The organism is Solidesulfovibrio carbinolicus (assembly GCF_004135975.1).
Taxonomy (GTDB): Bacteria; Desulfobacterota; Desulfovibrionia; order Desulfovibrionales; family Desulfovibrionaceae; genus Solidesulfovibrio; species Solidesulfovibrio carbinolicus.
Window position 1 is genome coordinate 3,696,209 of the sequence record NZ_CP026538.1, and the last position, 21,357, is coordinate 3,717,565.

Here is a 21,357-nt window from a genome sequence, read left to right on the forward strand (position 1 = left end):
GTCAGTGTTTGAGGTTGGCGAGCCAGGTGAAAAGCGCCGGGGAGTTGCCGCCCAGCCGCCAGACGGCCAGACGGGAGAAGCCGGCGTTTTGGGCGGCCTGCCACAGCGTGGCGAAGGTCGCGGCGTCGGCGTGCCAGACTTCGTGTTCCTTGCCGGCCGGGTCGCGGTAGCGGGTGACGAGGTAGCCGTCGGGGTCGGAACGGGTCGGGGCGGCCCCTTTCTGGGCGATGAGGCTGGCGGCGTCGGACTCGGTGAGTTGCTTGGCGGCCTTGGCCTCGGTCCAGTCGAAGCCGCCGGTGGCCAGGGCCAGGGCGGTGGCGTCGAGCAGGCCGATGGCGCGAAGGGATTTGGCTTGTTCGGCCAGGAAGGCGGGGGTGGCCTTTGGGCCGGGGCCGGAGTGGGAGCCGAACAGGTTGTAGCCCATGAGCACGTAGGCCGGGCCGGCCGGCAGGGGCGCGGCCAGGAAGCGGCGCTGGGGTTGGAGCACCACCGAGACGGCCAGCCCCTTGGCCGTGGCGGCCGGGTAGAGTTCGGCTATGAAGGCGCAAAAATCCGGCCAGTCGGCGGCGGCCACGTTTTCGTAGTCGATCTCGATGCCGGCGAAGCGGGAGCGTCCGGCCAGGGTGAGGAGATCGGCGATATGGGCGGTCCGGGCGGCCGGGGCGCCGACGAGGCGGCGCACCAGCTCGGGGTCCTTGAGTTTGTTGCCCTTGCCTGTGGGGGTGGCGATGTCGTTGACCACGGTGAGAAAGGCCGGGGTCGGGCCGAAGACCCGGGCCACGTCGGAGCCGATGGCGGCGGCCCAGGCCGGGGCCAGGGCGGGTTTGCCGGCCTCGTCGAAGTAGGCGGCAAAGACGCGCACGGTGTCGAACAGACCGGGGTGGGCGCGCCATTCGGCCAGCCCCCGGGCCAGATCCCAGTCGGCAATCCAGCAGGACAGGCGGTCATTGACGAGGGACGCAGCGGCCCCGGCGGCGGGCCGGGACTGGGCCAAGGCCGGGCCGGCCGGGCGCACGCAGGCCAGCAGAAAAGCGGCCGCGAAAAGGGCCAGCGCCAGGGGAAACCCCTGGCGCATGGCCCGTTTGATCATCAGAAGGTGTAGCTTATTCCTGCCCATGCTTCGCTGAGGTTATAGTCTGGTGTGCTGAAGTAGGAGTACTTCAGCGACAGCTTTAACCTGTCGCGCATGGTGATGTCCATGCCGGCGTTGGCGCGCCAGACTTCCCGCCAGCTGTTGTTGCGGTCGCTGGAGACGCCATAGCCGAGGCTGCCGTTGACGTTGAACCATTTGCTGGGCGCGTAGCCAAAGGAGCCGTAGGCCAGGTGGGTGGCCAGATCCTGGGGAGCCCAGTACTGGATGGGATTGCGGTCGCTGTTGGCGAACTGGAAGGCGTAGCCCATGGAGAACAGCGGGTACTCGATGAGGCGGCGCAGCAGCCGGCCGTCGATGGAGCCGGTGTTGTTGCCGTCGGTGCGCGAGATGCCGTGGGCGTTTATAAAGAGATCCCAGAAGTCGAGGATGCGGGTATGGGTGAAGATGCTCAACCGGTTGGCCATGATCTGGTCGGTGATGGCTTCCACGGTGTCGATGCGCTCGTGGGCGGCCTGCACTTCCCAGGTCCCGTCGATTTTGGCCCCCTTGGGCGCGATGGGGCCGTGGACGGTGGCCTGGCCGTTGACCCAGCCGCTGGGGCCGCCGTCGGTGGTGGTCAGCTGCCCTTGGAGTTCCAGCCAGTATTCCGGGTGGAAGAACCAGCGGCCGCCCACGGTGACGTCCTGGCCGCCCAGGGATTGGGTGTAGCGCGAGTTGGCGATGTCGTAGAGATCCTCGGCCGACACTTCGCCGTTTTCAAAGGCGTTGGCGTAGGCTTTAAGGATGTAGCCCCGGCGTTGGTAGCTTTGGATGGACCACTCGACCAGGCCGACCTTGGCAAAGACCATGAGGTCGTCGCGGACGTGGTAGTTGCCGCCAAGCCCGGTCCACCAGTAGCGGCGGTTGTCGCTGTCCCACCAGGTGGTGGCCATGGCTTCGGCTTTGGGGCGCACCCGCAGTTCGGCCCGGAAGAGCTGCTCGGCGGCGCGCAGGCTGTCCGGGGCCATGGCCATGGCCTGCTGGGCCAGATGCAGGGCTGTTGGGTCGTCGTAGGCGTAGTAGGCGTTGACCGCCCGGTTGAAGGTCACTTCCGAGGGATTAAGCCCCAGGGAGGCGGCTTCCTCAAAGTAGTTCTCGGCCTGTCCGGTCTGCTCCTGCCAGGAATAGACCTTGGCCAGCTCCAGGGAGACCTTACGCATGGGGTCGGCCTCGCGCAGCCAGGTTTGCAAGGCAGCGGCGTCCATGGCCGGGGAAACGGCCTTGGAGCCGATCTGGCGCGGATTGGCCACTGGCGTCCAGAATCCTTCGGGGCCGAGTTCAAAGGCCATGGGGAAGGTCTCGGCCACCACCTTCTGATACGGGGCGTACTCGCCGGTGAGCAGTTCCTCGGGCGCGGCCCCGCCGGGGTAGAAGAAGACGGGCCGGGTCTGTCCAAGGATCTCGCCCTTGGGGTCCAGGGCGGCCAGCCGGGCCTTGAGGCGCGCCCCGGCGTCGCCGGCCTCGCCCGCCTCGGCTCCGGCGGCGTGCCACAGGCTCATCTTGCCGCCGCCAGGGGCGGTGACCCTTGGCGGATTGTGGTCGGTAAGCGCCAGGGACCAGCGGCCGGTCTGGCGCAGGCGGGCCACCAGCGCGGCGTCGGGCAGATACGGCGTGCCCGGGACCAAAGATTCGCCGCCCACCACCAGCACGGCCTTCCCGCCCACGGCAGCCAATTCGCCGTCGATTTTCTCCAGCACGGCGGCGTCGGTGCGGTCCACGATGAGGACCACGGCCGGCGGCGTGTTGCCGGTCTTTTCCTTGCGGGCTTCATCGCCCACGGGGCGGGCGGCCAGTTCGTCGACGCCAAGGAACATGCCGCCGACGCCGGCCACGGCCCGGATGTGGTCAATCATCTGGGACAGGCGCACCTTGCCCGGCGCTTCGGCGTCGCGCACGTCGGCGTAGTAGAGGCACAGCACGCCGCTGCCCGGGCCGAACTCATGGAGCTTTTCGAGCACCGGATAGGCCGGCCGGAAAGCATGGTCGCCGGCGGCGGCAATGGCGAACTTGAGCTGGGCCGGGGCGTCGTCCGGCGCGGCCTCGCGCAGGGCCTTGGCCACCTTGTAGGCTTTGTCGGCCTTGCCGCTGAGCTGGTAGACGCTCAAAAGCCCCCGAAGCGAGGAGAGTTGATGGGGGTTTCTCGCCAGGATGGCCTGAAAATGCTCCTCGGCCTCGAGGAACTTCTCCTGATCCAGGAGTACCCGACCAAGCATGTTCTGCATGGTCAGGGAGTCGGGATCAAGTTCGAGAGCGCGGCGCGAGTAGCCTTCGCAAGCCGGCAGATCCTTGGCGAATTCGGCGGCTTCGGCGGCCAGGCGCAGCAGTTCCCGGTCCTTGGGCGACTGGGCCAGCCCGACTTCGGCCAGGCGAATGGCTTCGGGGTAGTCGCCCTGGGCCGAGGAGGCTTCGCACACAAGCGCCCCCAAGGTCGGATCAGCCGAGGCGGCGTAGGCGTTGCCAAGGGCGGCGACGGTCTGGGCGTAGCGGCTCTGACGAGAAAGCGCCCGGCCAAGTCCATTGAGGTAGTCGAGGGAATTGGGATTTTGGGCCAGGAGCTTGCGGTAGAGGGCCTCGGCTCCGGCCGGATCGCCCAGTTCCAGGCGCACCACGGCGGCGGTTCCGAAAACGGCCCGGTCGCCCTTGGCCACTTGGGCGTCGTACCAGGAGGCGTACTGGCGGGCTTCGGCGAAACGGACATCATCAACAAGCAGGCTAATGACGCGAAGACGCATGGCGTCGTCGGCCGGGGCCAGGGCCAGGCAGCGTTGGAAGTGGTTCAGCGCCTGGGCCTTGTCGCCGTCTAGGAAGGCGAATTCGCCCAGGGCGTAGTCGCGGTCAAAGGGCGACGCGCCAGCCAGGGCCTGGGTGAGAAGCGCCTGGGCCTCGGCGGTCTGGCCCTGGCGTTTCTTGACCAGGGCGAGGTAGAGCCGGGCCGGATTGAGGGACGGGTCGGCCCCCAGGGCGGCGGTGAGCATGGTCGAGGCCTCGGCCAGCCGTCCGGCCCGCCACAGGGCCTTGCCGGCCTCGGCCTGGACGGCGGCCAGGGCCTTGGGCGCAACCCCGGCGGCCCAGGCCGGCGGAGTCAGGAAGAAAAAGCCGCCGAAGTTTCGCTGTTCGGCCAGGGTGCGGATGATTCGCAGGTACAGTTCGCGGGCCAGGGCCGGGGTAAGCGCGCCCTTGACCGGCTTCCCGTCGGCGTTGAATCCGGCCACGGCGGCCTGACCCAGGCCGGCGGCGGACAGTCCGGCCAGGGCGCGCAGCTTGTCCAGGGCCATGGGGACCTGGCCGTTTTGCAGGCCGGCCATGGCGGCCAGCAGGTCGGCGTAGGGGCCCGCCGGCAGGCCCGGGGCCAGCTTGGCCACCAGATCCCAGCGGTTCTGGGCGGCCAGACTCCAGGCCAGCCCAAGCTGGTTCACTTCCGGGGCCTGGGATTTAAGCATGGCCATGGCCTCGCCCACCCTGCCCTGCTCGATCAAAAGCGGCACGACCCGGGCCACCAGGGGATCGTTGGCCCCCAGGCCGTCGGCCAGGGCTTCCTTCCAAAAGGCCAGGGCGGCGTCGTAGCGGTGAGCGGCCCACATGCGCCAGCCCACGTCGCGCATGATTTCAGGCTTGATGTCCATGCCCTCGACCAGGGCGCGCAGGTCGGCCACCATCTTGGCCGAATCGCCGGACTGGCCGAGCTTGGTCACCATGAGGTTGGCCAGTTCGATGAACTGGTCGCGGAAGGGGCGGCGGTTTTTAATGCGGGCCAGGTTTTCGGCGGCTTCGCCGTAGCGGCCGCCGTTTAAGGCAATAAGGGCCCGGCCGAAATTGAGGCCGTCCTGATCCGGGGCGTCGGCCAGGGAGGCGGCGAACTTTTCGGCCGCCTCGGCCTGGCCCGAAGCGGTCAGGGCCAAGAGGTACTGGCCTTGGAGCACGGCGCTGTTCGGGTCGAACTGCAGGCTTTTTTCCAGGAAATCGGACGCGCGCTTGTAGTCCTTGGCAGCCAGGCGGGCGTCGGCGATCCAGGCGGCCCAGCGGCCGACGTCGGGGGCGTTGCGCCAGTCCTTTTCCCACAGATCGGCGGCGGCGGCCTGCTGGCCCTGGTTGTAGAGCACCCAGCCCAGTTCGCCGGCCACGGCCACCTTGTCATAGCCGTTGTCCCCGGCCTGCTCCAGGAGCTTTTGGGCCACGGCCAGCTTTTGCTCGGCCAGCATGTCCTTGCCGGCATGGAACTGCAGGGCTCCAAGCACGGCCTTGGCCGGCCCCTGGGCCTGCGCCCCGGCCAGCTCGGCCATGGCGGCCGGATCGCCCGAGGCGTAGCCGGCGGTCAGCCGGGCCATGGCCTGGCCCTGGGGCGAGGCCGGGGTCCAGGCGGCCAGAAAGCGGCGCAGATCGGCCTTGGCCCCGGGGCGGGTGAGCAGATCGGCGACAAGCGCCCCGGCCGTGCCGTCGTTTAAGCCGGCGGCGTAACGGGCCAGAGCCGGGTCCTTGCCGCCGGCCTTTTCGTCCAGCCGCAGGAGGGCCGACAGGGCCAGGACATTGGTTTCGATGTTGTCCGGCTCGACCTTGAGGGCCACGGCCAGGGTCTGCATGGCCCCGGCATAGTCCTTGACTTTGATTTGCAGGGAAGCCTTCTGGTTCCACAGGGGTGGATAGGCCGGGTCCTGGGACAGGGCCTGGTTGACCATGTCCATGGCCTGGTCGAGCTGGCCCCGGGCAGCCGCCTGCTGGGATTGGCGCAACAGCGTCACCACCGAAACGTCGGCGGCCAGGGCGGTTGTCGGGGCGGCCAGGGTCAGCGCCAGGGTGAGGACAATATTCTTGAGTGCCATGGCGCTACCCCTTCACTTCGTAGGAGACGGTTGCGGAGCCGGCCTGGGAGGCGGCCCGGTACAGCATCCGGGAGCGGTCGAACCGGTTTTCCAGGGCAGTGGTCGCCGTGTCGTCGGCCGGCGGCGGCATGTCAAAGAGCAGCCAGTCCGGGGCCAGGCCCAGATCGGCTTCCAGGAGCCTTGGCACGGCTGCGGCTTCCACGCGAAGAGCCACGGAATAGCCCTTGGCCTTGAGCTTGGTCGCGGCCTGGATCAGCCGGCCGAGGTCCTCGGGCTTGCCAAGGGTCAGCACAAAGCCGCGCAGAAGCTTTGAGAAGACCAGACCGGCCGGAGCGTCGGCCACCCGGGCCAGGGCTTCCTCCACCACGGCCGGGTCCTGGCCGGACAGGTCAAGATGGACCTCCACGCCGCCGGCCGCGGCGGTGATGAGCGCGGCGGCGTCGCGCAGGGGATCGGCCTCCAGGCTGTCCGTGGGCAGCACCACGGCCGTCAGCGTGCGGGCGTCGCCCAGGGGCACATCGGCGATGTTTGGGGCGCTTATCCAGCGCGGCGGGAAGGTGGCCAGGCGCATTTCGGAGAAGCCGGCGGCCTGGGGAGCGGCGTCGCCTTCGTCGCTGGCGCCCAGGGCCAGGCTGCCCCGGCGGGTCTCGGCGGTGAGCGGAATGGGATAGTTGGCCACGGCCTTGCCGTCCACGGAGAGCAGCAGCCGGTTGCCCTTGACGCAGGCGTCCAGGGCTACCGATCCGGCGTGGTCCAGAGGCAGGGCGTACTGGAAGATGGTGTTGAGCGAAGGCCCGGTCTTTTCCTGGACCGTCACCCGCTGAGCCGTGACCCGGATGCGCAGGAAGGACTCGAAGTCGCGGTAGCGCAGGTAGACCAGGGCCGCGCCGTCGCCCTCGGGGGGCATGGCCTTAAGCTGCACGGTGAAGTTCTCGAAACCCTCGGTGCCGCGCAGGCGGGCGAAGCCGTCCTTGCCGGCGGGCGGGGTCAGGGCCAACGTGTCGCCCAGGGCGGTCAACTCGCCCAGGGTCGTTTGCCACAGGCCCTGGCGCACGGTCTGGGTGAAGTCCATGTAGCGCGAGCGGGGCTGGCGGGATTCGATTTCCAGCAGCAGCCGTTCGGCGCTCCAGTCCGGGCCGACCTGCAGACGGGTCAGCCGCCGGGGATCGACGTCGCGGCTGTTGTAGGTCTCGCCGATGCGGGTGAAGGCCAGGGGGAAGTTGGCGGCCAGGGCCTCGGCGTTGGGCCGGGCCAGGGCTTCGGGGAGGCTGCCGCCCAGGGTGTTGGCCGGCATGAAGACGTAGCCCTGGGGCGTGACCTTGCCGAGAGTCTCGATGGAGGTCCGGGCCAGGGTGAAATCCTCGGCCACCCGGACGCCAAAGGCTTCCAGACTCTCCTCGGGCCGGCCGGGGGCGGCGGCCAGGCGTTCGGTCAGGTAGTAGGCGTAGCCGCCAGAAGGGGTCTGGTTGATGAGTTCGGAATGGAAGCCCATGGCCCCGACGTCCCAGAAGGGATTGTCGGCGATCTTGCGCAACTCGTTTTGGCGCACGAAAAACCGGTTCCAGCCGGTCAGATGGTCGCCGTAAAGGTAGAGCGCCGCGTTAAACCCGACCCCGGTCAGCACCGGCTGGCTGAACAGCACGCTGTCCTTGCGGCCGCCTTCGAACATCAGATACAGGGCCTTTTCCGGGAGCGGCTTGTTTTTGGTATAAAAATCCACAAGATCGGCTGTCGTGACGGTTTCATAGCCAGCCTTAGCCAAGGCGGCGAGCTGTTCGCGCAACCGCTCCTTGGTCACCAGGGAATGGACGCGTTCGTCGATGGTGATGCCGCCGTAGCTTAAGGCCACAAAACCGTCGCGCTGGGTCCAGGCAGCCCGGTCATGAACAGGCGGATCCTCACGCCGAAAGGCCGTCTGGTAGATGAAATAGCCAAAAACGATCAGGATGGCGTATTGGAAGAGGTAGCGAAAGCATTTTCTCATGGCGTACGTCCCGTGTCTGAAGGATTGTTGCCTTTACCGGGGCGGCTAGCCCATGGCCATGGACTTGTCGTACTTGGACGCCCGGGTGCCCCACTCCGACTTCCAGAAGGTGAGCAAGGCCCAGACGATCTGCCACAGGAGCACGAAGAGGTAGAAAAAGCAGAACGGCACGCCGTAAAGCCACAAGTTGGACCGCTTGAGCAGCAGATAGGATGTGCACATGAGGATGCTCATAAGGAGCACGCCGGCCAAATACATGGTGGGCCAGATGCCGTAGGCGGCGGGCATGAAGACAAAGGCCCGCAGCACCACCACCGGGGCCATGACCGGCAGGATGAGGCCCAGGTAGAAGGAGATGGCCATGAAGGGTTCCTTGAGCCACATGAACTTGCAGGCCCGCAGGCTCTCGCGCAGCCAGGAGCGTTTCCAGCGCATCTGTTGGGTGAAAAACTTGCCGTAGGTGGAAGGCACGATGGTGTTGCACACGGCGGTGTGCTGGTACACGGCGTAGTGGCTGCCCAGGATGAAGTTCGTCAGGCTGCGGTCATCGCCGAAGGTGGCCGGCCGCCCCAGGAAAGTCTGGCTCTCCCAGGCGTCGAGGTAGCGCATGAGCACGGTCCTGCGGTAGCAGGCCAGGGGGCCGGACAGGCAGGTGACCACGTCGAAAATGCTCTCGGCCGCCTTGAAGATGCGAAAGCCGATGAAATAGCGCACGGCCTGCATTCGCGTTAAAATGTTGGTCCATTTGTTTTCGACCTCGCAACGTCCGGCCGCGCCGCCGATGTGGGGGTCGTGAAAGGGCTGGACCACGTGGAGCACGGCGTCGGGCTGCAGGAAGCTGTCGGAATCGACGAAGAGCACAAGCTCGCCCTTGGCCATGCGGGCTCCGGCGGCCAGGGCATGGCGTTTTCCCCGGTTTTCCGGGAAGGCGTGGACGACGAGCCGGTCGCCGGCTTCGTCGTAGATCTTGTCGCGCACGGCCCGGGCCACGGCCACGGAATTGTCCGAGCTGCCGTCGTCCACCACGATGACTTCGAGCAGTTCCTCGGGATAGAGCTGGTTGAGGCAGCCGTGGATGGTCTTTTCGATCCACTCTTCCTCGTTGAAGCAGGGGATGACGATGGTGACGCTGGGCTGGTAGCCGGGCGTGATTTTGTAGGGCCGGTAGAGGGCGGCGAAGAAAAAGCGTGAGAGCAGGTAGAAGACGGCGCACAGGCCGTAGAGGAAAACCGGCACGTCGAACCAGAAATAGAAAATGCTTTCTTTTTTGATGAACCACACCCCGATCAGGGCCAGCAGGATGCCCAGCAGCGACCCCGTTTCGAAGTAGCGCCAGCGTTTGCGGCGCAGGTACTGCGAAAGCGGATTGGCGAATTCGAAGCCGACATGGCCCGAAGCCGAGTCCACCCGCACCACCCGAGCCGGCAGCTTGACAAAGGATTCAAAGCCCTCGGGCATGGTGCCGGCGCTCAAGAAAAAGCGCAGCACGGCCTTGTCGCCGACCCGCAGCGGCTTGTCCGGCACGAGCATCATGCCGCCCTCGGAGATGTCCACGGTCCGTCCGGAAGTATAGCGGTACTTGCCGTCGGCGCTGTAGACGTCGGCCTGTCCTTGGGAGAAATAGCGCGGCCCGGAAAGACGCCGCGTGTGCTGCTTGGAGGGGATGTCCGGAAGAAAACGGCGATCAGGTTTTTGTCTGGGGAATACTTCCGTCATGGATGCGCCCTCCAAAGCTGCACGGTGTCTATCTATCGGTTCCGGTCGAACCGCTCTCCGGGCCAGTCGCCGGCGCGGCGTTTCACTTTGTTACAATCTACGATGCTCAGCCGGCGGCGGCTTCGGGCTTGCCGGCGGAAGAGGCCTTCCCGCCAGCTTCGGGCGGCCGATTATCCTACTAAAAAAAATCACTTTTGCGACGCACTGCCGCCCTTCTCCAACGACTGGGCCGCCAACCGCCGCCTGTCTCGCCAGTCCGAAGACGCAACTGTGCAAAAGCGACGCCAAAGAAAAAGCCCGGCTGAACCGGGCTTATTCCATGGACACAACCAAGTCATTGCTATGTATACTTCAGCGAAGTTGCATTCGCCGCTGACCGGAAACCACGTCGGGCTCCGGGGTCACTGCAGCAGCAACGGGGTGGTGATCAGCTCGCAGGTGAAACCGGACTTGGCGTTGATGGCCGTGCAGACCTCGCCCATGGCGTCGGTGGCGGCGGCGGCCAAATCCAGGCTGAAAATTGGCCTGGGGGTCGCCGGTAGCGGCGGCCAGGGTCAGAATCAGGGCGGCCCCCAGGGCCAGAAAACAACGGCCGGCGTTGCGAGATCGGCCAGCGCCGTGGGTTCCGTGTTTCATTCTTCCCTTGTAGGGAATTTTTCTCCCCAGGCAATGGGTGCGGGAACGGCAGTCCCCAAAAAACGGAACCGGCCCAAAGAGCCGGTTCCGTGAGCAGCCTGCCGGGCCGCGTGCGCTGCCCGACGTTTCACTTTCTTATTTCGTTAATCGGCAATCCGGGGTTTGAGCACGGCGTCAGCCAGGCGCGACAGCGCAAAGCAGCAGGCAACCACCAGGGAAACCAGGACAAGCTTTTCGACAAACATGGGGATACCCTCCGATTGTCGAAGAAAGCAGCAATCTCCGTGCCACTTTGCGCCCACCAAAAACGCGCCCCGGATACTTTCGGGGCGCGTTTTTTGTCGCATTGCCCAGGTCTCAAGGGGCCCGGGGCGGGGATGTGGAGGCCTCCCCTGACCTGCCTGCCGGAGGGATTTCCGGCGCGGGCGCGGCAAGACTTCGTTCAGGCGTCCTTGGCGGTTCGCGGCAGCACGGCGTTTAAGACCACGCCGACCACGCCGGCCAGGCCGATGCCTTCCAGATGGATGCCGCCGAAGGAAAAGGCCATCTTGCCCATGCCAAGGACGATGACCAGGGCCACGATGGCCATGTTGCGCGGCTCCATGAGATCGGCCCCCTCGCGTACCAGGGAGTTGAGCCCGACCACCATGATGGCCCCGAACAGCAGCAGCATGATGCCGCCCATGACCGGGGTGGGGATGGTTTGGAGCAGCGCTCCGAGCTTGCCGATAAAGGCCAGACAGATGGCCGTGACGGCGGCCCAGGTCATCAGCGCCGGATTATAAATTTTAATCAGCGACACCGCGCCCGTGACTTCGGCGTAGGTGGTGAGCGGCGGTCCGCCCAGGCAGCCGGCCAGGAAGGTGGCCACGCCGTCGCCCATGAGCGACCGGTGGACGCCGGGGTTTTCCAGATAGTTGCGGCCAGTCACCTGGCCGATGGCGATGACGCCGCCGAAATGCTCGATGATGGGGGCGATGGCCACGGGCACGATGACCAGGATGGCGTCGATATTGAATTCCGGCCCGACAAAGGACGGCATGGCGAACCACGGCGCGGCGGCCACGGGGGCGAAATCGACCAGGCCCAAAAACAGGCTGGCCACATAGCCCGCGCCGATGCCGCACAGGATGGGCACGAGCTTCAAAAGCCCCCGGCCCCGGATGGCCACCAGCACGGTGACGGCCAGGGAGAAAAACGACACGCCCATGGCCGTGGCCTGGGGATAGAGCACGGCCGCGCCGTCGCCGGTCTTGCCCATGGCCATGAACACCCCGACCGGGGCCAGGATGAGGCCGATGACCATGATGACCGGGCCGGTGACGATGGTGGGCAAAAGCTTCATGAGAATGCCCACGCCGCGCCATTTGATGAGCGCCGCCGCCCCGGCGTAGGCCAGGCCCACGCAGGCCAGGGCCCCAAGGGTGGCCGGCACGCCGTAGGTTTTGACGCAAAACATGATGGGCGCGATAAAGGCGAACGAGGAACCCAGGAAAATCGGAATGCGAAACTTGGTCAGCACCTGATAGATCAGCGTGCCCACACCGGCGCAAAAAAGGGCCACGTTGGGATTAAGGCCCGTCAAAAGCGGCACCAGCACCAAGGCCCCAAAGGCCACGAAAAGCATTTGCGCGCCCACGGGAAAATCCCGCAGCCGCAGTTGGTAGTCCTTGCCCGTGTCCAAAGCCATGTCTCCCTCCTTGCGCCGCGCCCGGAAACGCCCGGGCGCGCCCCCTATTTGGTGCCGAAAATCTTGTCTCCCGCGTCGCCAAGGCCGGGCAGGATGTAGCCGTTTTCATTGAGCCGCTCGTCGATGGCGGCGGTGTAGACCTCGACGTCGGGATGCTCTTTCTCCAGCCGGGCCAGGCCCTCGGGGGCGCAGACCAGAAACAGGCCCATGATGCGGCGGCAGCCGGCTTCCTTGAGCAGGTTGATGGTGGCCACAAGCGTGCCGCCGGTGGCCAGCATGGGGTCGAGGATCATGGCGTGGCGCTTGTGGATTTTCTTGGCCAGCTTGACGTAGTAGCGCACCGGCTCGAGGGTTTCCTCGTTGCGGTACATGCCGACCACGCTGACCTTGACGCCGGGGATCATGTCCACGACGCCGTCCATCATGCCCAGACCGGCCCGCAGGATGGGCACCACGGTGATTTTCTTGCCAACGATCTGGTCCACTTCCACCGGGCCGGCCCAGCCGTGGATCGTCTTTTTTTCGGTGGGCAGGGACTTGGTGGCTTCGTAGGTGAGCAGCCGGCCGATTTCGTTGGCCAGTTCGCGGAAATTTTTCGTGCTGATGTTGTTTTCGCGCAACAAGCCGAGCTTGTGGCGCACCAGCGGGTGGTCGACGACGGTGACGGGCATGGACGCGCTCCTGGGTTACGGGTGGGACGGGGCCGGATCGGCGTTATCGCTTCCCGGGCCTAGCATGAAACGGCCTTCCCAGGCCATGGGCAAGACGCGCCCGGCGGATTTGTGCCGGCTTGGACGGGTCCGGTCAAGAAAAATGGGAGGCGACCCCAAGGCCGCCTCCCATGGTGTCCGACTTTGGGACGAAACGCGCTAGCCGGCCTTGAGGGAATCCACCAGCCGGGTGAGGCTTTCGGCCTGCTCGGCCAGCTCCTCCACCGAACCGGCGGCCCGGGCCATGGACTGGGCCGTGTCGTCGGAAATGCGGTTGATGTCCTCGACCGCCCGGTTGATCTGCTCGCTGGCCGCGGACTGCTCTTCCGAAGCCGTGGCGATGGAGCGAACCTGATCGGCGGACTGCTCCACGATAGTGACGATCTCGCCCAGCACCTGCCCGGAGCGGCCGGCCAGGTCGGTGGCCTGATCCACGGCTCGGGCCGCGCCCTCCACGCCCTCGATGCTGGCTTTGGCCCCGGCCTGGATGGCCCGCACCGCCGTGCCCACCTCGCTGGTGGCGGTCATGGTCTTTTCGGCCAGCTTTCGCACCTCGTCGGCAACGACGGCAAAGCCGCGCCCGGCCTCGCCGGCCCGGGCCGCCTCGATGGCGGCGTTAAGGGCCAGCAGGTTGGTCTGGTCGGCGATGTCGGAGATGACGCCGATGATGTTGCCGATGCCCTCGGCCTGGCGGCCGAGGTCGTCCATGTGGCCGCGCAGGGCGGCGGCCCGTTCCTGGACGCCGCCGATGGCGGCCACCACCTGGCGCACCACGTCGGCCCCGACCTGGGCCTTGTCCCGGGCCGTGCCGGCGCCCAGGGCGGCCTCGGAAGCGTTTCTGGCCACCTCGAGCACGGTGGCGTTCATTTCCTCCATGGCCGTGGCCGTTTCCCCGGCGTGCTGACGCTGGATGTCGGCCCCTTGCTTGGACTGGTCGATCTGGGAGGCCAGGTCCGAGGAGGCGGCGGCCACGGCCCGGGCCACATCCTCGATGCGGGCGGCGGCGTCAAGCGCTCCCCGGCGCTGGGCGGCGGCTGCATCGGCCCGGGCCTGTTCGGCCTCGGCCACGGCGGCCCGGGCGCGCTCGGCTTCGGCGGCGGCCTCGCGGCTCTTGTCCTCGGCCTGGGCGATCATCTTTTTGAGGTTGTCCACCATGCGGGTGAGCGCCCCGGCCAACACGCCGATTTCGTCGGCCTGCTTGACGTCCAGGCTGTGGGAGAAGTCGCCCTGGGCCACCTTTTCGGCAAAGCCGGCGGCCAGGCGCAGGGGCCGCACCATGCCGGCGGCGAAAAGCCACATGACGCCAAGGGCCAGGATGGTGACGCCAAGCCCCACCCCGACCTGCCACCAGGCCGCTTGCCTGCCCTGGGCGGCCATGTCGGCGACCAGGGCGTGGCGCTCGGCCAAAACGATGTCGGGATGCACCCGGATGAGCACGGCCCAGGGCCGATCGGTGCGGCCCAGGGTGATGGTGGACAGGGCCCGGTAATTGCCGGTGGCGTCGCTGACGTCGGTTAGGGTCTTGCCGTCCTTGACCGCCTTGGCCAGTTCCTCCCAGTCCTTGGAAATGACGGACAGGGGCTGGCCCACGGCGTCGGGCTTTTCGCTGCTGGCCACGACCAGACCGTCATGACTGATGATGGCCACGTCGCCCTTGCCGCCGTAGAGATGCGTATCGACCTTCTTGGCCAGCTCTTGCAAGAAATCCAGGCGCAGGTCGGTGCCGGCCACGCCCAGGAACTTGCCGTCCTTTTTGACGGGCACGGACAAGGTGGTCAGCCACTCCTGCTTGCCCTGGACGATGTAGGGAAAGGGATCAAGCACACTTTCCTTGCCCGACTCCCGGGGCCAGAGGTACCAGCCGCCCTTGCGCACGCCGTTGGGGTGGCGGTCCTGGCTTTCGAACTCGACCAGGGGCTGGCGGGCGATCTTGCCGGCCTTGTCGCGGTTCCAGTAGGGCACGAACCGGCCGGTCTCGTCATGGTCGTCCTTGGCCGCGCCGGCGAACTCCCCGTCGCGCCCGTCCAGGGCTCCCGGTTCCCAGGCGGAATACGTGCCCAGATACTGGGGATTGTTCTTGAGCACTTCGTGGAGAATCGTGTCGAGGGTATTGCGGACGGGATTGTCGATGTTCCCGCTAGCGGCCTTGGCGGCGGCTTTCTCCCGCACCACTTCAAAAACCTTGCCCAGGGTCCGGGCGGTCACCAGGTTGTCTTCCAGGGCGCTCTGGATGACGGCGGCCTGGCTGGCGGCTAGGCTGGCCAGGTTGCGCTTGGCCTCTTCTTCCAAGAGTTTACCCACCCGTTGCGACACCAGGGTCTGGTTTTTGCCGGCCGAATACAGGCTGTAGCCGACCAGCGCGGCCGACGTCACGAGCAGGCAGACGCCAGCAAGAAGCACGATCTTGGTTTGAATGGATTTGAGCTGCATGGGCTCCTCCTACGGCGTCAATTGAAAGTGACTATCATAAACAACGAAACCAATACCAAGACCAATACTACCGATACAGGATGCGGCCATCCTCCTGCCGGCGCCGAGAACAACAAACCGCGAACAACAACAATTCTCGCAGCGACAAAAGTGGATTATAAGGAATACCACTCAAGGCTGCCTCATGCAATACGGAAAAACTCTGAAACGACGATTTCGCTAACCGCCGAATCGTTGCCGCATCCCCAAAGCCGGCTTGAATCAGCCGATAGGCCATGCTATATACCAACACCGCAACCCTACTGCAGGCGACGTTTTGGCCCCAGCCAGGAGGCCTTAGGCCCACAGCATTCGCGCACCGCTTGCTTCTCCTTATCCTGGCCTGCCCGGTCCTTTGGCCCGCAAACACGGCCACGGATTTCCTCGTGCCCCTGGGCCTGGGGGAACCCGGCAGCGGAACGGACGGACAGCGGCGACACGTGGAACGGTCGCCCGCGCCTTGTGTCGCGACCCCTGAAGGATGTGATGGCATTGATGTGATGGCATTTATGATGAAAAAGCACTCCCGTAGTCCTTTGCCTACACAACGCCATGGGCGCTTTCGTGGACGCGACACGCGACGAACGGCCATGACTTTTGCGCTGCGCCCTGCTAGAAAACCCTGGCTCGACTTCACGCGACAAGCGAGACGCCATGGACTCCTGGTTTTCCAGCCACTACATGCAGGCCGCCCGCATCGCCTGCGGCCTGCTGGCCCAATACATGCCCCTGGCCGGGACGAGAATCCTCGACTTCGGCTGCGGCGACGGCATCACCGCCGCTGGCGCGGCGGCACTGGGCGTGGGGTTCGTGGTCGGCGTGGACGTCCATCCGTCCTTTGCCCACCTGCCCGAGCGTCTGGCCGCCAATACCGGCAGCCCCACGCCGCCCCCAAACCTGGCCTTTGTCCAGTCGGGACCGGACTGCCGCCTGCCCTTTGCCCCGGACTCCTTCGACGCCGCCTACAGCTGGTCGGTCTTCGAGCACCTGCCGGACATCCCGGCCGCCCTGGAGGCCCTGCGCCTGGCCCTGCGCCCGGGCGGGCACTGCCTCATCCAGATCGATCCGCTTTACTGCTCGCCCTACGGCTCCCATCTGCGCCGGCTGGTGGACAAGCCCTGGGCCCATCTGCTCATGAGCAACGCCGCCTTTATCGCCCTGGCCAAGGCCGCGGGCGACCACGACGCCAATCCGGAAAAGGGCGATCTGCTCTACGCCCAAAACGATTTCGCCGCCTACAAGAAGCATCTGGTCGAACAGTTCCTGGACCTCAACCGGCTCACGGTGCGCCAGCTCCTGCACCACGTCGAAGGCTCGGGGCTTGTCCCGGTGCGCCTGAAAACCACGCCCGTGTCGCCGGAGCATGTCCCGCCGCCGCAACTGTTGTGCGTCCATTCCCGGGACGATCTGCTGACCAGCACGGTGTATCTGGTCCTTCGCCGGTAGCGGCGCAAGCCTTGTTCCGAGGCTTCGAGACCAGACCAGGCCTCGCCTGACCAAGCGACGCCGCACCCTGCAAGGTTTCGCCATGCGACGCCTCGGTCGGCGACTTTCGCAGCATGCCGACCTGTTTTCTGTCCCTGCGCCAGGGAGCCGGCTGCATTGCAATTTGGTCATGATCGTCCGGCAGCCACTGGACGTCGCACCGCCGGGAGCACGGGCAGGTCGCAAAAACTCCGGCGGTCCGCCAGCCCGTCGCGCTCGCTTGCAACGGCCCGGGCTGTTGCGCCGTTCCGGGCGTCACGCCGACACGATGCAATCGCCTCGCATTTTCTGCCGCGCCATCTCTTGCGCTCCCCCGCACAGCGTTATATTCCACGGGAAAATGTTCCGTTCGAGGAGGGATCCCATGAAAAAGTTCATCGTTTTCGCCGCCGCCCTGTCGCTCGCCCTGTCCGCCGCCCCGGCCTTCGCCAAGGGCAAGGCCAAAGCCGCCCCCAAAAAGACCTGGGAGTGCAAGGTCGGCGACAAGACCGTCATGACCGCCAGCGTCAATGAGTGCATGAAGATGGGCGGCATGGTCGCCAACTACCCCGGCCCGGACAAGGCTGCCGCCCCCAAGGCCAAAAAGGGCAAAAAGTAGTTCGTTTTCTGTGAGGGGAGAACGCCGCCGCCCGGACTCCGGGAGGCGGCGTTTTTTACGTCCCTTGACGTCAATGGTTGTCATCGTTATTTTCCCGACAGCAACTGTTGCCGCGAAAACTTTAGAGGCGTCATGGATAAAGCCTGCCGCTACGACATCGACAGCGCCATCGGCTATGCCGTGGGCCATGCCGCCGCCCGGATCAAGATCGCCCTGCGCCGGGCCTTTCTGGCCGCCGGCCACGACGTGACCCCGGACCAGTGGGTGGTGCTCTACCGGCTGCTGGAAAACGAAGGCCTCACCCAGGTGGCCCTGGGCGAACGCACCGTCAAGGACAAGACCACCATCACCCGCATCCTGGACCGGCTGGAAGCCAGGGAGCTGCTCACGCGGCAACGTGATCCGGGCGACCGACGTTCCCAGCGCCTCTACCTCACCGAAGCCGGACGTGCCCTGGCCCGGGCACTTGTGCCCATCGTCCAGGCCTTTGCCGATGCCGCCTACGCCGATCTTACCGAGAACGACAAGGCCGTCCTGCGCGATCTGCTCGCCCGCATCGAAGCCCGGCTCGACCGCCTGCCCGAAACCAAGGACGCCCCATGAAACTTTCCTTCCGCCCCAAGCACAAGCCCGAAGGCCAGCCGGCCGACCGCAAAAAACGCGTCCTGGTCCTGGCCGTGGCCGCCGTGGCCCTGCTGTCGCTGGGGTATTATCTCTACGCCCGGGGCAAGGTGTCCACCGACGACGCCTTCGTGGACGGCCGCATCCATCCCATCACGCCGCGCGTGGCCGGCTACGTGGACGAAGCGCCGGTGGAAGACAACCAGCTTGTGGCCGCCGGCGACGTGCTGGCCGTGCTGGACCCCACGGACTACGAGGTGGCCCTGGCCCAGGCCCGGGCCGATCTGGCCGCCGCCGAAAGCCAGCTGGCCGCCCAGGAACTGGGCGTGCCGCTGCAGCGCTCCCAGACCTCGTCCAAGGTCACCGGCGCCCGGGCCCAGCTCGAAAGCGAGCAGCGCAGCCTGGACCAGGCCGTCAAGGAACATGACGCCGCCGTGCAGGAGGCCGCCCAGATTGAGGCCCAGCTCGACCAGGACAAGCTCGATCACGCCCGCATCAGCCAGCTGCGCACCAAGGACGCCGTGTCCCAGTCCGATCTCGACAGCATCGAAAACAAGCGCCGGGCCCACGAGGCCCAGCTGCGGGCCGCCAAGGCCAAGGCCGACGGGGCCGGCCGCCGCCTGGAGTCCATCGAAGCCGTCATCAAGCGACTGCGCTCGGAAATCGAGCTGGCCCAGACCGGCGAGGAACAGGCCGTCATCCAGACCCGCGAGGCCGCTGCCCAGCGGGCCAAGGTGGAACTGGCCCGGCAAAAGGTCAAACAAGCCGAGCTCAACCTGTCCTACACCCGCATCACCGCCCCGGTGGCCGGGCATGTGACCAAAAAGCAGATCGAATCCGGCCGGCTGGTGGCCGCCGGACAGGCGCTCATGACCGTGGTGCCGCTGGATTCCAAGGACCTGTGGGTCACGGCCAATTTCAAGGAAACCCAGTTGCGCGACGTGCGCCCGGGCCAGAGCGTGGACATCGAGGTGGACACCTTCCCGGGCCATGCCATCACCGGCACGGTGGAGTCCATCCAGGCCGGCACAGGCTCGGTGTTTTCCCTTTTCCCCTCGGAAAACGCCTCGGGCAACTACGTGAAAATCGTTCAGCGCATCCCGGTCAAGATCGTTTTCGACAAGAGCGCGGCCGACAAGCTCCCCCAACTGCGTCTGGGCATGAGCGTGGTGCCCGTGATCCACACCAAGTAACGCCCCATGGCCGAACAAGCCCCCAACAAATGGCTCATCACCCTGGCGGTGATGGTGCCGACGCTGATCGAGATTCTCGACACCTCCATCGCCAACGTGGCCCTGGGCCACATCCAGGGCAGCCTGTCGGCCGGCCAGGACGAGGTGACCTGGGTGCTCACCTCGTATCTCGTCTCCAACGCCATCGTCATCCCCATCAGCGGCTTTCTCTCCAAGCTCCTGGGGCGGCGCAACTATCTGCTGTGGTCGGTCACCGTCTTCACCATCGCCTCCATGTGCTGCGGCCTGGCCACCAACCTCGGGATGCTGGTGTTTTTCCGCATCATCCAGGGCATCGGCGGCGGCGGACTCCAGCCCATGTCCCAGGCCATCCTGCTTGAAGCCTATCCGCCCAAGGAACGCGGCCTGGCCATGGCCATCTTCGCCATGGGCGCGGTGCTTGGCCCCATCCTCGGGCCGCTTCTGGGCGGCTACATCACCGACAATTATTCCTGGCGCTGGATTTTCAACATCAACGTGCCCGTCGGCATCCTGGCCATGGCGCTCATCTGGTTTTACATCAAAGATCCGGATTATCTGGAGCGCCGCAAGGCCGGCGACGCCGTGGACTATCTGGGGCTGGCCCTTTTGAGCCTCGGGCTTGGCTGCCTGCAGATCGTCCTGGACAAGGGCCAGCAGGACGACTGGTTTAGCGCCGACTACATCCTCACGCTGTCCGTCATCGCCGGGGTGTGCCTGTCGGCCTTTCTTATCTGGGAGCTGCGCTGCAAGCATCCCGTGGTCGATCTCAAGGTCTTTGCCGACCGCACCTTCGCCATGGGCAACATCGTCATGTTCTTCGGGTTTTTCGCCTTTTTCGGCTCCATCGTGCTGCTGCCCCTCTATCTGCAAAACCTCATGGGCTACACGGCCTTTCTCTCGGGCGTGGTCCTTGGCCCGGGCGGACTCATCATGCTGGCCATCCTGCCCATTGTCGGCAAGGCCACCACCAAGATCGACGCCCGGATTCTCTTGTGCATCGGGCTTTGCATCAGCGCCTATTCGCTTTTTCGCATGGCCGGTTTTTCGCTGGACATCGACATCGGCACGGCCATCGCCGCCCGCAACGTCCAGGCCATCGGCATCGCCTTTTTCTTCGTGCCCCTGTCCTACCTCACCATGGCCTTTATTCCGCGCGAAGGCATGAACAACGCCTCGGCCGTGTTCAATCTGCTGCGAAACCTCGGCGGCTCCTTCGGCGTGGCCTTCGTCACCACGCTGCTCGCCCGGCGTGCCCAGTTCCACCAGGCCCGGCTCATCGAAAACCTCACGCCCTACGACCTTTCCTACCAGTCGGCCAAGGAACGCCTGACCGCCTACCTCGCGCCCAAGGTCCTGGGACTCTACGACGCCTCGCAAACCGCCTCGGGCGCGCTGTACAAGCTGCTGCTCAAGCAGGCCAACGCCATGGCCTTTTGCGACGTGTTCCACGCCCAGGGCCAACTGTTCCTGGGCCTGGCCGTGCTCATGTGGATCATGAAAAAACCGCCCATGGGCTCGAAAATGCCCGAAGGCATGCACTGATCCGCCGGCATTTCGGCACTTAGACAGCCCGTCCCCAGCCTTTTGCCGTCCAGTATTTCCCTGTCCGCGCCAACCCTTTGGTTGGCGCGGACTTTTTTCACGGCGCGCTTCTGGCACGCTCCTCGCTTATGGGCTATGGCGAAAAGAGCGCATCCCGCGCCCCCAAACGTTGTGCCAAACCAAGGAGCCGCTTCCATGTCGCCCGCCCAAAACGCCGTCCGCGCCGCCGTCGCCGCCGTCTGCCTGGGCCTTGTCCTTTGCGCCGCCGAGGCCCAGGCCTTCAAACGCAAATCCACGGTCACCGGTCCCGGCGACCGCACCGTCACCAACGAGGCCACCACCACCCGCACCCCCGGCGGCTACACCCGAAGCGCCACCACCACCGGCCCGGCCAACCAGTCCGTCAACCGCACCTCCCAAGGCCAATGGAACCCGGCCACCAAGACCTGGAACAACACCACCACCTACACCGGCCCCCAGGGCAACAGCGCCGACGTCAACCGCTCCACCACCATTTCCAAGTAAATATGCCGTTCTCGGACCCGGCCCGACAGGCCGGGTCCGAGAACGAGTCATTAATTCCCAGCCTCGCAACCGGCTGTTTCTTTTCTACCCATCACCTCAAACCGCCGCCCCGCGCCCCAAAATCCCGCTTTTCCCGGGCCGCTTTCCCGCAAGCGGGGTGATTTGACCGCGCAAAACCGTCATCGACTTTCCGATATAGTCCGAAAGGCCAGTCTTTC

General features: G+C 65.8%; 13 protein-coding genes. 6 read left to right on the top strand and 7 right to left on the bottom strand.

The features are described 5' to 3' along the window. Position 1: 1 nt before the first annotated feature. The 7 genes from C3Y92_RS16540 to C3Y92_RS16570 form a co-directional block, all read right to left on the bottom strand. Positions 2 to 1,090: a glycoside hydrolase family 18 protein gene (locus C3Y92_RS16540; RefSeq protein ID WP_129354400.1), complete on the bottom strand. Its 1,089-nt coding sequence runs from the start codon at positions 1,088 to 1,090 to the stop codon at positions 2 to 4. Beyond that, a complete protein-coding gene (locus tag C3Y92_RS16545; protein ID WP_129354402.1) occupies positions 1,090 to 5,949 on the bottom strand; it encodes a tetratricopeptide repeat protein in 4,860 nt (1,619 codons plus the stop codon). The genes C3Y92_RS16540 and C3Y92_RS16545 overlap by 1 nt, the downstream gene beginning before the upstream one ends. 4 nt (positions 5,950 to 5,953) lie before the next feature. After that, on the bottom strand, positions 5,954 to 7,933 hold the full coding sequence (locus C3Y92_RS16550; protein ID WP_129354404.1) for a polysaccharide deacetylase family protein: 1,980 nt from the start codon (positions 7,931 to 7,933) through the stop codon (positions 5,954 to 5,956). Between the two features lie 45 nt (positions 7,934 to 7,978). Beyond that, positions 7,979 to 9,649, bottom strand: a complete 1,671-nt coding sequence (locus tag C3Y92_RS16555) for a glycosyltransferase (protein WP_129354406.1) — start codon at positions 9,647 to 9,649, stop codon at positions 7,979 to 7,981. 1,078 nt (positions 9,650 to 10,727) lie between these two features. After that, complete coding sequence (locus C3Y92_RS16560; protein ID WP_129354408.1) at positions 10,728 to 11,975, bottom strand: uracil-xanthine permease family protein; 1,248 nt, start codon at positions 11,973 to 11,975, stop codon at positions 10,728 to 10,730. A gap of 44 nt (positions 11,976 to 12,019) precedes the next feature. Beyond that, positions 12,020 to 12,646 (bottom strand): uracil phosphoribosyltransferase, encoded by a 627-nt coding sequence (gene upp, locus C3Y92_RS16565; RefSeq protein ID WP_129354410.1) that lies wholly within the window; start codon positions 12,644 to 12,646, stop codon positions 12,020 to 12,022. Positions 12,647 to 12,844: 198 nt separating this feature from the next. Next, the gene (locus C3Y92_RS16570) at positions 12,845 to 15,115 is read right to left on the bottom strand and encodes a methyl-accepting chemotaxis protein (protein ID WP_129354412.1); all 2,271 of its coding nucleotides are present in this window, start codon (positions 15,113 to 15,115) and stop codon (positions 12,845 to 12,847) included. Between the two features lie 693 nt (positions 15,116 to 15,808). Between C3Y92_RS16570 and C3Y92_RS16575 the strand changes: the two genes are divergently transcribed. From C3Y92_RS16575 to C3Y92_RS16600, 6 genes are all read left to right on the top strand, one after another. Beyond that, entirely contained in the window at positions 15,809 to 16,600 is a 792-nt protein-coding gene (locus tag C3Y92_RS16575) for a methyltransferase domain-containing protein (RefSeq protein WP_129354414.1), read from the top strand. Between the two features lie 403 nt (positions 16,601 to 17,003). Beyond that, the gene (locus tag C3Y92_RS16580; RefSeq protein ID WP_129354416.1) at positions 17,004 to 17,237 is read left to right on the top strand and encodes a hypothetical protein; all 234 of its coding nucleotides are present in this window, start codon (positions 17,004 to 17,006) and stop codon (positions 17,235 to 17,237) included. A 132-nt stretch (positions 17,238 to 17,369) separates the two neighbouring features. Beyond that, entirely contained in the window at positions 17,370 to 17,840 is a 471-nt protein-coding gene (locus C3Y92_RS16585; protein WP_129354418.1) for a MarR family winged helix-turn-helix transcriptional regulator, read from the top strand. Next, positions 17,837 to 19,051, top strand: a complete 1,215-nt coding sequence (locus C3Y92_RS16590) for an HlyD family secretion protein (protein ID WP_129354420.1) — start codon at positions 17,837 to 17,839, stop codon at positions 19,049 to 19,051. Before C3Y92_RS16585 ends, C3Y92_RS16590 begins: the two co-directional genes overlap by 4 nt. 6 nt (positions 19,052 to 19,057) lie before the next feature. Then, positions 19,058 to 20,614, top strand: coding sequence for a DHA2 family efflux MFS transporter permease subunit (locus tag C3Y92_RS16595; protein WP_129354422.1), 1,557 nt, complete (start codon positions 19,058 to 19,060; stop codon positions 20,612 to 20,614). Positions 20,615 to 20,809: 195 nt separating this feature from the next. Next, entirely contained in the window at positions 20,810 to 21,139 is a 330-nt protein-coding gene (locus C3Y92_RS16600) for a hypothetical protein (RefSeq protein WP_129354424.1), read from the top strand. Positions 21,140 to 21,357: the final 218 nt, after the last annotated feature.

What these genes read in the sequence shown, in the direction of transcription:
- C3Y92_RS16540 (WP_129354400.1), bottom strand. Translation starts at nt 1,090, where the DNA reads ATGATCAAACGGGCCATGCGCCAGGGGTTTCCCCTGGCGCTGGCCCTT.
- C3Y92_RS16545 (WP_129354402.1), bottom strand. Translation starts at nt 5,949, where the DNA reads ATGGCACTCAAGAATATTGTCCTCACCCTGGCGCTGACCCTGGCCGCC.
- C3Y92_RS16550 (WP_129354404.1), bottom strand. Translation starts at nt 7,933, where the DNA reads ATGAGAAAATGCTTTCGCTACCTCTTCCAATACGCCATCCTGATCGTT.
- C3Y92_RS16555 (WP_129354406.1), bottom strand. Translation starts at nt 9,649, where the DNA reads ATGACGGAAGTATTCCCCAGACAAAAACCTGATCGCCGTTTTCTTCCG.
- C3Y92_RS16560 (WP_129354408.1), bottom strand. Translation starts at nt 11,975, where the DNA reads ATGGCTTTGGACACGGGCAAGGACTACCAACTGCGGCTGCGGGATTTT.
- upp (WP_129354410.1), bottom strand. Translation starts at nt 12,646, where the DNA reads ATGCCCGTCACCGTCGTCGACCACCCGCTGGTGCGCCACAAGCTCGGC.
- C3Y92_RS16570 (WP_129354412.1), bottom strand. Translation starts at nt 15,115, where the DNA reads ATGCAGCTCAAATCCATTCAAACCAAGATCGTGCTTCTTGCTGGCGTC.
- C3Y92_RS16575 (WP_129354414.1), top strand. Translation starts at nt 15,809, where the DNA reads ATGGACTCCTGGTTTTCCAGCCACTACATGCAGGCCGCCCGCATCGCC.
- C3Y92_RS16580 (WP_129354416.1), top strand. Translation starts at nt 17,004, where the DNA reads ATGAAAAAGTTCATCGTTTTCGCCGCCGCCCTGTCGCTCGCCCTGTCC.
- C3Y92_RS16585 (WP_129354418.1), top strand. Translation starts at nt 17,370, where the DNA reads ATGGATAAAGCCTGCCGCTACGACATCGACAGCGCCATCGGCTATGCC.
- C3Y92_RS16590 (WP_129354420.1), top strand. Translation starts at nt 17,837, where the DNA reads ATGAAACTTTCCTTCCGCCCCAAGCACAAGCCCGAAGGCCAGCCGGCC.
- C3Y92_RS16595 (WP_129354422.1), top strand. Translation starts at nt 19,058, where the DNA reads ATGGCCGAACAAGCCCCCAACAAATGGCTCATCACCCTGGCGGTGATG.
- C3Y92_RS16600 (WP_129354424.1), top strand. Translation starts at nt 20,810, where the DNA reads ATGTCGCCCGCCCAAAACGCCGTCCGCGCCGCCGTCGCCGCCGTCTGC.